This window comes from Mesorhizobium sp. M7A.F.Ca.US.006.04.2.1 (assembly GCF_004022915.1).
GTDB classification, from domain to species: domain Bacteria; phylum Pseudomonadota; class Alphaproteobacteria; order Rhizobiales; family Rhizobiaceae; genus Mesorhizobium; species Mesorhizobium ciceri.
The window spans coordinates 1-10,362 of sequence record NZ_RZQA01000122.1 but is presented as its reverse complement, the minus strand read 5'-3'; the positions used below and the strand labels follow the sequence as shown (position 1 = coordinate 10,362).

9 protein-coding genes are annotated in these 10,362 nt (G+C 58.3%); 2 read left to right on the top strand and 7 right to left on the bottom strand.

The genetic code is table 11. From position 1 onward, the window contains the following. The 3 genes from EN925_RS09380 to EN925_RS09370 form a co-directional block, all read right to left on the bottom strand. A partial coding sequence (locus EN925_RS09380) for a sugar transferase (protein WP_128336479.1) occupies positions 1-486 on the bottom strand: 486 nt, incomplete at its 3' end. Next, on the bottom strand, positions 483-1,619 hold the full coding sequence (locus tag EN925_RS09375) for a DegT/DnrJ/EryC1/StrS aminotransferase family protein (RefSeq protein WP_013533116.1): 1,137 nt from the start codon (positions 1,617-1,619) through the stop codon (positions 483-485). The genes EN925_RS09375 and EN925_RS09380, both read right to left, overlap by 4 nt. A gap of 39 nt (positions 1,620-1,658) precedes the next feature. After that, a complete protein-coding gene (locus tag EN925_RS09370; protein ID WP_013533115.1) occupies positions 1,659-2,381 on the bottom strand; it encodes a sugar phosphate nucleotidyltransferase in 723 nt (240 codons plus the stop codon). 480 nt (positions 2,382-2,861) lie between these two features. Between EN925_RS09370 and EN925_RS09365 the strand changes: the two genes are divergently transcribed. After that, complete coding sequence (locus tag EN925_RS09365; protein ID WP_013533114.1) at positions 2,862-3,536, top strand: response regulator transcription factor; 675 nt, start codon at positions 2,862-2,864, stop codon at positions 3,534-3,536. On the opposite strand, the gene EN925_RS09360 is transcribed toward EN925_RS09365, so the two are convergent. After that, on the bottom strand, positions 3,529-5,271 hold the full coding sequence (locus EN925_RS09360) for a PAS domain-containing protein (RefSeq protein WP_127366184.1): 1,743 nt from the start codon (positions 5,269-5,271) through the stop codon (positions 3,529-3,531). The two genes, EN925_RS09365 and EN925_RS09360, sit on opposite strands and share 8 nt — an antisense overlap. Positions 5,272-5,484: 213 nt before the next feature. Here EN925_RS09360 and EN925_RS09355 point away from each other — a divergent pair, with 213 nt between their 5' ends. Then, complete coding sequence (locus tag EN925_RS09355; protein WP_013533112.1) at positions 5,485-6,192, top strand: helix-turn-helix transcriptional regulator; 708 nt, start codon at positions 5,485-5,487, stop codon at positions 6,190-6,192. Positions 6,193-6,273: 81 nt separating this feature from the next. Here the strand turns inward: EN925_RS09355 and EN925_RS09350 are convergent, their stop codons facing one another. The 3 genes from EN925_RS09350 to EN925_RS09340 form a co-directional block, all read right to left on the bottom strand. Further along, positions 6,274-7,314: a glycosyltransferase family 2 protein gene (locus EN925_RS09350; RefSeq protein WP_127366183.1), complete on the bottom strand. Its 1,041-nt coding sequence runs from the start codon at positions 7,312-7,314 to the stop codon at positions 6,274-6,276. Further along, positions 7,311-8,678: a lipopolysaccharide biosynthesis protein gene (locus EN925_RS09345; RefSeq protein WP_013533110.1), complete on the bottom strand. Its 1,368-nt coding sequence runs from the start codon at positions 8,676-8,678 to the stop codon at positions 7,311-7,313. Before EN925_RS09345 ends, EN925_RS09350 begins: the two co-directional genes overlap by 4 nt. A gap of 184 nt (positions 8,679-8,862) precedes the next feature. Continuing rightward, on the bottom strand, positions 8,863-10,362 hold a 1,500-nt coding region (locus EN925_RS09340; RefSeq protein WP_128336477.1), incomplete at its 5' end, for an exopolysaccharide biosynthesis protein.

The following is a 10,362-nucleotide window of genomic DNA, read 5'->3' as shown; positions in this document are numbered from 1 at the left end:
ACGGAATAGAACCTGGGTCGGGCCGAGCAGGCCGGGCTTCCACTGCAGGACGGCTTCATTGCCGCCGCGGAAACAATCGGCGAAGGCAAGGCTTTCCGGCCGCGGGCCGACAATTGCCATGTCTCCCGTAAAAACGTTCCACAGTTGCGGCAACTCATCAAGTTTCGTTGCCGCGAGAAAACGGCCTATCCGCGTCATCCGGCTGTCATCGTTCATGGTCAGCGCAAGGCCGAAAGGATCGGCTGTTGTCTTGAATTTGCGGAACTTGTACATGCGAAACGGTTTTGCGCCGGCACCCAGGCGCGTCTGTGCGAAAAGCACGGGCCAACCACCCTCGACAAAGAGTGCGACAGCAATCAGTAGCATCAGCGGAGCGAGTGCCATTCCCGCTGCTGCGGCGAGGATGATATCCATCGCGCGCCTGGCAATTCCGTGGCTGGTGCCAGCTACGGCGGGCCGATGCATCGTCACGTCGAGTGCGTTCATGCCGCGGCTCCCGCGCGCCCGCTGCTTTCAATCGCGGTGGCCAACGCAACAACCACCGACTCGATCGCACTTGCCGTAATTTGCGGATGTAGTGGAATCGTCAACTCCCGCTGCGCGAAATCCTCGGTCTTCGGCAGATGGATTTCAGTGAACATTTGGCGATAGAGCGTCATCTGGTGCACGGGCGTATAGTGGATTGTGGTCTGTATTCCCTTCGTTCGCAGATGGTCGATCACCGTTTGCCGGTCGACGTCATGTGGCAGGAGGACAGGCATGATGTGATAGGCCGAGGTCCGCGGTTTGCAGAACGGAACTGTCACAGCCGAGCAATAGTCTGCGATCAGACGTCGATAGAGGACGACCAATATGCGCCGGATTTCATTCCATTCCTGCAGGTTCTGAAGCTGGACCAAGCCAATAGCGGCGCGCAATTCATCCATGCGATAATTGAAACCGAGCATCGTCACATCGTATTGCGGCGTGCGGCTGTTCAGCCGCTGATGTGTGCCGCTGGTCATCCCATGTCCGCGAGCCTGGCGGATCGCTTCACGGAGCTGTGCATCCCGGGCGATTACGGCCCCACCTTCCGCGGTGGTCATGTTCTTGTTGCCGTAGAAGCTAAAGGCCGCGGCCGCACCGTAAGTCCCCACCTCCTTAAGGCCGGGAGCATGCGCGGCATCCTCGACGATATGCAGTCCTCGCACACGGGCAAATCTCTGCCATTCTTCCCGGTCGGCGAGGTAGCCGGCAAAGTGGACGAGAATGACGGCCTTGGTGCGTCCGGTGCACTTGGCTTCCGCGTCGCTTAGGGACATCAGTGGCACTTCGGCCGACTCTATGTCGACGAATACCGGTGTTGCTCCTACGTAGAGCACTGCATTCGCGGTCGCCACGAAGGTCAGCGAGGGAACCAGAACTTCGTCTCCGGGACCGATCCCAAGTGCATGGAGAATGAGATGCAGGGCGGCGGTGCAAGAGCTGACGGCAACGCAATCGACCGCATCATGCACGGCCGCGAAGGCCTCTTCAAAGGCTCGTACCTGGTCCCCCATCGTCAGCCACCCACTGTCGACAACTTTGGCCAAGGCCGCCTTTTCCGGAAAGCCAAGAATAGGAGCGCTGACCAAGAGCATTACGACCTCCTCATGTTGGCGTGGTCGAGCGTTCAGCCCTCAAGCGGCCGCTGCCGAGACCTCGATCGATGCGGACTGCTCTTCCCAGGCAATGGTTTGTGCGTTTTGAAAATCTTCAACGCGTCCGATATCCAGCCAAAGCCCGTCATGTTTGTAGACGTGCACATTCGTGCCGTTTTGCATCATCTGCAGCATGAGATCGTCGAATCCGAAGGCGATGCCGTCAGGTATAAAACGAAAAACGTCTGGATTCATGCAATATATTCCCATGCTTACCAGATGGGATAGCGTCGGTTTTTCACGAAATACTTGAACGGTATTGTCGACCTCGTCGATGACGCCGAAGTCCATCTTGATGACGCGGGATGCGGTGGCTATGGTGACTGGATCCGTGTGTGTGCGGTGTGATGCCACAAACCGGCTGAGACTGAGATCGGTAAGTACGTCCCCATTGAGAACAATGAACGGCTCGTCCAGTTCCTCCCTGATCAGGGAGAGTGGGCCAATGGTGCCGAGAGGTTCCAGTTCCTGGGTGTAGCGTATCCTTAGATTCCACTGGGATCCGTCCCCGCATACGGTGCGGATCAAGTGCCCCAGATAGCCGGTCGTGACGTAGACTTCCTGAATGCCGTTCCGCCGCAGCCACTTCAAAAGCAATTCAAGAACCGGTCGAGCACCGATCGGCATGAGAGGCTTGGGCAATATGGATGTGAAAGGCCGAAGGCGTGTTCCCATTCCACCGCACTGAATGACCGCTTTCATCTCGTCCTCCTATTGATACGACTGTCGCGGTGTGATGGGTCCAACCCACCCGGCCGGAAGGCACGCCAGTGTTGGTTTTGCCTCTCCGGAGTGCAGCGATGGTAAGTGGCGCTTGAGAAGGCGTCGTCGTGCATTTGAATGGCACTTTCCCGGCCTTTTGATTCAATATTCCAGTTGGCAGCGCATGGGCGCGGCAGGGCGATCAGAGCTGGGAACTGTTCACATGTCCGGCGCCGGCAACGACCTTCTCGGAAGGGCATCGCTACCGTTCGTACGAAAAAAACACTTCAACATCTGGCCCTGAAATGTGTGCGATTGTAAGCTATATTAGAAGGTTGAAATGTGCCGATGGGCGGCGGCGAGCGTCGACATACGGGGGATCAGCGGGCGGCTGATCTGTGTTGGGTCACCGCACAGTCCATCCAAAGGGAGGTTTCGGCAGCTAGGGACACATGCGGGCTGCCAAAAGGTGGGTGGTTCATGTATCGTATTATCATCGCCGATGATCACGGCTTGTATCGTCGTGGGCTGCGACTGGCTTTGATGGCCGGCATTCCAGACTTGGAAATATTCGAAGCGGCGTGTTTTGATACCGTCATAAGCCTGCTTGAAGATCAGGCGCCTGTTGATCTCGCCATCATCGACCTGAACATGCCGGGACTGTCCGGTCAGGACGACCTTCGCGACGTCTTACCGGCTCATCCCGACACACGGTTTGCAATTGTCTCAGGGACCGATTCACGCGCCGAGATTCTAACTGCCCTCTCGATTGGACTTCATGGCTATATCGTAAAGTCCCAAACGGACGAGGAGGTGGTCCTGGCGGTGAACGAAATCCTGGCTGGCCGCATTTACGTTCCGGCACTTCTTTCACAAAGGTCCAAGGAGTCGGTGCGCCTTCCATCCGAGGCTCCCACGCAAATGCCCCACAGGACCATCAGCGTCAACAATCTGGGCAGGCTTACGTCCAGACAGAAGGAAGTCCTCAGGTTGATGGCTGAAGGTTACTCGAACAAAGAGATTGCCCGCTCTCTTGAAATTGCAGAAGCGACGACGAAGATTCATGCGGCTGCCGTCCTGCGCGAACTTGGGGCACGAAACCGGACGGAAGCCGCGGTTTTGCTGAAGACATGGGCCGCCAGGGACATCAACTAGCGCCGATTGCTTTTGGCGGCAGCCGGACCGAATATTTCAGTCCGTGATCCAGCATCTCAAGCTTGGAAGAGTGGCCCACGATAGGCTCACCGCCGGCTCCGATAATCAACGACCCAAAACCACGCCGAGCCGAGGTGGAGACCCGGCGCTCTCCCGATTCCGACCATTCAAACACTATGTCGGCGCCGGGCTCCTGGGCCACGAATTGCCACACGACCTTGATCCGTCCTGCCGGAGTGCCGAGAGCCCCATGCTTCACGGAATTGGTCGTAAGCTCGTGAACGATCATTGCGAAGCTCTCAGCCGAACCCTCAGCCATTTTTATTTCGGGTCCACTGATCGAAATGTCATGCGTCCCCATATAGGGCTGCAATTCCTGAACGATGAGGTCACGCAGGGAAGCCGACAGGCTGCCATCGCGTGAAAGAAGCAGATGCGTCGCCTGGAGTGCGCCGATCTTTTCGATCAGTGTCTGCTTATAGCTGGCGATATCATTGTCGGGGGCACCAACCATATTCACAAGCGCCGTGATCACCGGAAACAGATTGTTGAGCCTATGGCGCTGTTCAAGCATGGCCCGCTCTCGCTTCTTCGCCGCAGCCCGCAGCAGAATGGTTATGCGCCGATCGGTGAGATCCGCGGCGACTCCTATTCGCTGTGCACGACCGTCGCGCAATTCGTCCCGTCCCCGAAGAGCAATCCAGCGGATATGTCCGCCAGTTCGCCTGATGCGGATCTCAGCGTCATAGTCGGCGCCTGATGCAAGCTCTCCCGGGGCCATCAGATTAGGCAAGTCGGCCGGGTGAACGACCGCAGTCAATTCCTGCAATGGACGGCTCGGCGCGGGTGCCAGCCCCATCATTTCCCAGAACGCGGCTGAGCCCTTCACGGACCCGCTCTCGAAATCTATGCGCCATGTTCCCAACCGGCTTGACGATAGCGCCAGGTCCAACCATTCCTTCTGAGCCCGGAGTGCCTCGCGGGCGGTTCGCTCTCCCGATATGTCGTCCACCACTACAAAAATGCTTTGAGGGAGAGCATCGGCTGGCACGGCCAAAGACAGGGCCAATCTTGTCCACAAAATCGTGCCGTCTCTTCTCAGGAGACGGATCTCCGAGCCGAACGAAGTCGTGTCTTTCAGGCGAGTCAACGCTTCCGCCAAGGTGTGGTTGTCGTCGGGGTGGACGAGTGCGCTGAGCGGCAGACTTGAAAGCTCCTCCTCGACATACCCTGTCATCTCACAAAGACGCTTGTTGGACCGTTGCAACTCTCCGTTCTCATTCATGTTGGCAAAGCCAATGGCGGCACGTTCGAATGCCCAGCGATACCTGTTTTCGGTTGCTTCCAAGGCCGCGAGTCTAGCCTCCGCAACCTGCAAAAGGGTGCGGTAGTCCTGCCTCTGCCGGTGGAAAGTCAGGGCGATCATCCCCCCTGCAACCAGCAGCAGAATGGCTTGAACCCAAAGGCCGACATCGATTGGATGGTGCAGGACATCCCGCGTCAACAAGCCGACGGCAACCATCACAAATGTTGCCGCAAGAGCGATCATGCGATCTTCGAGATATGAGATGGCAATAATGGCGGGAACAAACTCAAAAAAGCCGATGTCGTATGCCACAGAGGTCGGCAGCGCTGTCTCGACTGCAAGTGTCGCTATCAGGAGCGACATCGAGGCAAGGCGGGTCAGCAACTTGCCTGAGCTGTTCGGATGCAAACTGAGCGAATGCAAACGCATGTGCCAGACTATAACCTTCTGACTAGTCCGTCGAGATTAGACCGAAAAGCGTACAGACTAGTCCGACCGCAGGATTGTTCCCCGGGATTGTAGCGCGCATTTTGTCCGATGTCGGGGGCGGATCGGACCGCTACTCTCCAAGCGACCTGACTGACATGTTTAAGGCACCTCCTTTTGACTGGGAGGCGTTGCCGTTTTGCGGGAGGTAAGAAAATGGCACTGGTTGGTAGGCAAGATGATGGAATTCTTGGTCGCCAATATGGAAGTTTCGGGGGAAAGCCTGTCTCCGCCTTGAGAACGCAAGGTGAGCATGCTTCCGCTTGGCATCAAGCACCGCAACGGTTCGACAGCGTTGCTGTCGAGCCACGGCAGAGCAGCCTTGCATCTGTGGTGAGAATGCTTGATCGCATCGGTTGTGGCTACCTGATCCTGAACAGCGACAGGAAGGTCATGGAGTGGAATTCAGCCGCTCAAAACACCTTGGAGCGCGAAGGCGAGGCAGCCGATACGGCCAGCAAGGTATTTGCTGCGCTGAGACGGCTGATCGCAAACGTGCCGGGCAATTTTTCTCCTGGCACGCTTTCATGGGTGGTGATCCGAGGTATGGGCGACAGGCCCCTGATATTGAACGAGAAGGGCATAGCAACGCCTGACGCGACAAGCATCGTGGCGCTGCTGGATCGTGAAAACAGGTCCGGGCCAAATCCCCAGACGCTGCAAAGAATGTTTGGTCTGACGAGTGCCGAAACGCAGCTCGCACTGCGCTTGGCGCAGGGCGATGCCCCTTTGGAAATAGCCCGCAAGCGGCGCTTGAGCCGGACCACGATAAGGTCGCAGCTGGCGTCGCTGTTCGCCAAGACCGAAACACGGCGACAGGCGGAACTGGTAGCTCTTCTTGGGCGCATATGCGTTTTGCCGTGAGGCAAACGCCTTTACCATGCGCGCGCACAACAGGCTTGTGCGCGCAATCTGTCGCTGATGTGCTTGTCGGCCAGCCTCACCTTACCGCCGTCGCGTGCGCACCCGGCCCAATCTTGGGCGGATTGCAAACACGTGATTAAGCACGTGCCAGCCCGCCACCTTCATGACGGAAGGCCGGAAGATCTGAATCCCATCCAGGAACGTAGTCAACCAGGACTGCTGGTGGAACCGCATGGGAATACGAGCAACCCGCAGCGCCCGCAGCAATGTCTCGGGAGGCGGGAGATGGTTGCGGTCTTTGATGAGATTCCAGTTAAGCTGCTTGACGGCGAGAGTCACTTCGTCGACCTCGCGGAAACTCTTTGACGTGGTAATGCTTGGATGGCTCGTTGCATCATAAAAGGTAAGCGGATCGCTTATCGCCACCATGTCCCCATGGCTGGCTAGATCGACGAAGAACAGTTGATCCACTCCGGCCGGAATCTCTTTGTGCGTGCGCATCAAGCAGCCGGCACGAATGACGTCGCTGTTGATCAGCAATGTGGATGGAATGATCCCCAGGCAGCGTGTCGCGCGCACCAGATAGAGGTCCATCAGGCACTGCTGGCTGGAATAAAGGGAGATCGCTTCCTGCTCCTTGGGGACTTGGCGAAATCTCACTCGCTTGTCCTCGATTATGTTTGCGGCAGACGTCATGAAGGCGACCGACGGGTGCTGTTTGGCAACTTCGGCGAATGTCCTGAGTGCACCTGGCGCAAGCCAGTCATCGTCGTGCAGCAACTTGATCCACCGTCCAGAGCAAGCCAGCATAGCGTTGTTGGTGTTCTCCACCTGACCGCGACCTCGGCTGTTCTCGATGATGCGGATGCGAGGTTCGCTTCGTGCATAGTCGGTCACGATAGCCCAGGTCTCGCCCTCCGGTCCCTCGTCGTCGCTCACGACCAACTCCCAATCGGAGTAATCCTGACCCAGGACGCTGTCGATCGCCCTGCGGATCGTATCGGGCCGGCGAAAGGTTGGTATCCCGACAGAGATAAAAGGGCGTGACCATGAGACATTGGCACGGTCATGCTGGGTGACCGCAACTGCCGCTTGAAGATTGTCAACCGACGACGAATTCATGGTGTTTTTTCCTCGAGACATTCATGTTGGATGCACGTTGCAGCGCCTGCTGGTTGAGGGTCGTGGGTCAACAAATACAGCGATGCTGCCATTTTCAGAGCGAAACCCGACGCGCCGCCGGCGGCCATGAAATAGATGACGGTGACTGGCTGCCAGCCCGCCTGGGCGCCGGCGAGCAACGGGCCAAACACGAGAACTGCTCGTGCGAGGTCGATGACCAGTCTTGTTCCTTGCCGACGTAGCAGAGCGGGAACGTCGCTAAGCGGAGTCGACAACGCTTGTGCCGCGCCCATCAGCGCCAGTGCGGTCATGATTTCCGCGGTGGGCATCCAAGGCTCGCCCAGGAGCGGAACGACCACATAGGGCGCGGCGAGTCCAAGCAGCAATATCGGCACCGCGGTAAAGCCGGCAGCCAGCAGGAGAAGCCCGCGTGCCACGCCAAGCAGGTGTCCACGATTGTTGTTCTGGTTTGCTTCGGCGACAAAAACATTGCTGAGCGGTGAAGCGATCAGCGTCACTGGACCGGTAACCAGGCGCGTTGCCACGCCCAAATATCCGGCAAATGCGGTGCCGAACAGCCCACCGACAAGAACTGCCGGAAGATTGTTGATCGCTATGCTCGCGAGTGTTGCGGGGATATCGAACAGAGGAAATTTGTATTCCCGCCGGGCCTTTTCGAACACCGCACGCCAGGGTGCCCGGGCGATGCCGCGCAAATCCTCCCAGCTCGTCACCCGATAACCGATATACCCGATAAAGACGAACTGGCTCAAAATATGGGCATGGATCATCGCTTCGCCGCCAAGGTTGGCAATGCCGAAAACCAATTGCAGTGCAGCCATGCTCGCCGGCAGGATCAGCCGCCCAAGGGCAAAGTCGCGCAAAAGCCCAGCACGCAGGCTCCAGCAGTTCATGGCTTCGACCAGACCTGCGCCTCCCATTCCGATCGGAATGAGCCAGGCAAGCGAGCCGAGGCGGTTGGGAGCAAGGTTCGACAGCATCTGTCCGGCCGAAAAGGCCAGGACGGTGGTCACGAACACAGCCAAAAGGATAAGCTTGACCGTCACATAGGCCTGGGCGCTCCCCTTAACCCCATAGAGTGACGCCTCGAAGCGCAATGCTGCGACCCCGGCGAGTATGTTCACAATCGACAGATAAATCGTAAAGATGCCGAAATCCGCAGGCGAATAGAGCCGCGCCAAGACCGGAATCGCAGCAAGAAGGGTGAGTTGGCCGACAATTGCCATCGCCGACACTTCACCAGCTGCACGAATGATCGAACCGATCGTGCTCGGCCGAACAGCGATGATGGCTGTGTCGGCCGCGGGAACCATCTTGGGTCTCAGAAGGTCGCTCAGTGCCATCGGTTCGCGCTTCCGAGGGAGGCAAATATCGGGGATTGCCGCAGCCTACGATGCACACCGAACCTTGCCATCATTCACCTGAATGACGCGCTCTGCGGACAGGCTGCACCCTGAATCGTCCGGGCCGCTCCCTGGATGAACCGCCCCCGGATCGTCCGCGGCCCAAGGACGAGCCTGTGCTTGGTCATGCTATCTGCTCGCGCAAGAGGTCGGCGCTATCCTCGAGCCGATATCCAGCATGTTTTTTCAAGTTCACTTGCGTGAGGACGCTGCCGACGGGTACCGCAAGAGAACCGTTGCCCTGAAGGAGTTCCAGCACCCCGCGAGCGAGGGTACGTGGCGTTTTCCTCCATCGGACGGCAAAAAGCACCGCATCAGCCCATCCAGCCAGAAATTTGGCTTCCGGCCGCCCGAGCGCCGACGGCAGGTTTATGATGACGATGCGATAGGTCAAGTGCAGATCCGCCATCACTTTGCCCCCATCCTCGCAGGACAACACCGCCAGCAGATCGTCCGACGGAGCAGCGGTCATCACGTCGATGCCGATTTCATGCAGACTGGCCACGGCGTTTTCCAGGTTGCTGCGATTGCAGACATAGTCAGCGAAGGAATGGCGGCTCTTGCGCTCGCTGAACTGATGCAGGAACTCGAGCGTGAGTTGAACGCCCTTGCGTTCAAGATCGATCAAGAGAACACGGCCGCCCATCCGCGTGCCGGCCAGCGCCAGACTCCATGCGAGCTCGGTCCCCCCATCCTCCGGGACGCTGGAGGTGACAAGCGCCGTGTACGACGAACGAGCCCTCAGCGCATTGGGCGCCGCAGCAATCAGCAACGACGTCACGGCGCGGCTATAGGCGGAGCTGCGCTCGCCCAGGACAAGGGTTCGCAGTCGTTTGGCATGCACCCTGCCTGCTTCGGGAATCTGCCCCATACATGGAACCTTGAGCACCGCTTCCGCCTCGGTCTCACCGCGAAAAGTCCGATCGAAGTGATTGCGCATCGTGACGAAAATCGCGCCCAGTATAGCGAACACAATCATCCCGGGCGGAACAAGGAAGATGGCGGGCAAGGTCTGCGGGATGGTCGGCGGCCATGCCGCCGATAGGATGGAAATTCCAGCCGAGGGAACTCCGATACGCCGCGTCAAATCCTGTTGCCGGCCAAGAAGTTCGTTGTATCGCTGGGTCAGCAAACTGACCTGCGGCTCGAGAACCCGCAACCCGGAAAGCCGGCTGGCGGTGTCGGCCATGACCGCATCCAAAATGGCCTTCCGGCTCTCAAGAGTGGCGATCTGGGCACGGAAAATGTTTGCGTCCGCAGCAATCTTGTCGATGCCTTGTTCGACCTTGCTTTCGGTCAGGTTTCTGAGTTCTTGGTCCGCAGGCGCGCGAGCCTGTCGAGCCGCGAGATCGGCAAGTTCAGGCCCGCCAATGGCTTCGGCCACGGAGACGAAAGAAGCCCCCTGCGCTCGAAGCTCCTGAACATGTCGCAGCCGAGTTTCCACAGCGGCGAGATCTGCGTTTGACATCGACAATTGCTGGCTGAGGTCGGCCCGTTCCCTGGCTGCATTGTCCGCCGAGCCTTGGTCGATGGCTCCGTGGCTCAACCGATATTTCTCAAGGCGGTCGGCCGCTGCCTGCAGATCGTTTTGCAGCCTGGGCAGGCTGGTGGTGATCGCATCGAG

Excerpts from the sequence above, each read along its gene's own strand:
- EN925_RS09360 (WP_127366184.1), bottom strand. The coding sequence starts at position 5,271 with ATGCGTTTGCATTCGCTCAGTTTGCATCCGAACAGCTCAGGCAAGTTG.
- EN925_RS09345 (WP_013533110.1), bottom strand. The coding sequence starts at position 8,678 with ATGGCACTGAGCGACCTTCTGAGACCCAAGATGGTTCCCGCGGCCGAC.
- EN925_RS09355 (WP_013533112.1), top strand. The coding sequence starts at position 5,485 with ATGGCACTGGTTGGTAGGCAAGATGATGGAATTCTTGGTCGCCAATAT.
- EN925_RS09350 (WP_127366183.1), bottom strand. The coding sequence starts at position 7,314 with ATGAATTCGTCGTCGGTTGACAATCTTCAAGCGGCAGTTGCGGTCACC.
- EN925_RS09370 (WP_013533115.1), bottom strand. The coding sequence starts at position 2,381 with ATGAAAGCGGTCATTCAGTGCGGTGGAATGGGAACACGCCTTCGGCCT.
- EN925_RS09365 (WP_013533114.1), top strand. The coding sequence starts at position 2,862 with ATGTATCGTATTATCATCGCCGATGATCACGGCTTGTATCGTCGTGGG.
- EN925_RS09375 (WP_013533116.1), bottom strand. The coding sequence starts at position 1,619 with ATGCTCTTGGTCAGCGCTCCTATTCTTGGCTTTCCGGAAAAGGCGGCC.